The sequence below is a fragment of the Pseudoalteromonas sp. 120-MNA-CIBAN-0494 genome (genome assembly GCF_040308885.1).
Lineage (GTDB): Bacteria > Pseudomonadota > Gammaproteobacteria > Enterobacterales > Alteromonadaceae > Pseudoalteromonas > Pseudoalteromonas nigrifaciens.
The window spans coordinates 1-268 of the sequence record NZ_JBEOOE010000162.1; the positions used below are offsets into that span (position 1 = coordinate 1).

The following is a 268-nucleotide window of genomic DNA, read 5'->3' on the forward strand; positions in this document are numbered from 1 at the left end:
GAAGTGAAGCGCGAACTACTTGAAGGGGCGTTGTCGAGTGTGGCAAAGGCATCCTTACCCGGCATTGCTGCTATCGGTGGCATGGTATTTCCGGCATTATTTTACTTGGCATTTAACTACTCTAACCCCGATACTCAGATCGGATGGGCTATTCCTGCTGCCACAGATATCGCCTTTGCTCTAGGTATTATGGCATTACTTGGCAGCCGAGTTCCGGTGGCGTTAAAAGTGTTTTTGTTGGCGCTGGCAATTATTGATGATCTCGGGG

Annotated in this window: 1 protein-coding gene; it reads left to right on the forward strand. The window is 49.3% G+C overall.

Features of this window, described 5'->3' with window-relative positions:
- The coding region (locus AAEY55_RS18360; RefSeq protein WP_350552689.1) for a Na+/H+ antiporter NhaA at positions 1-268 on the forward strand (268 nt) is incomplete at both ends.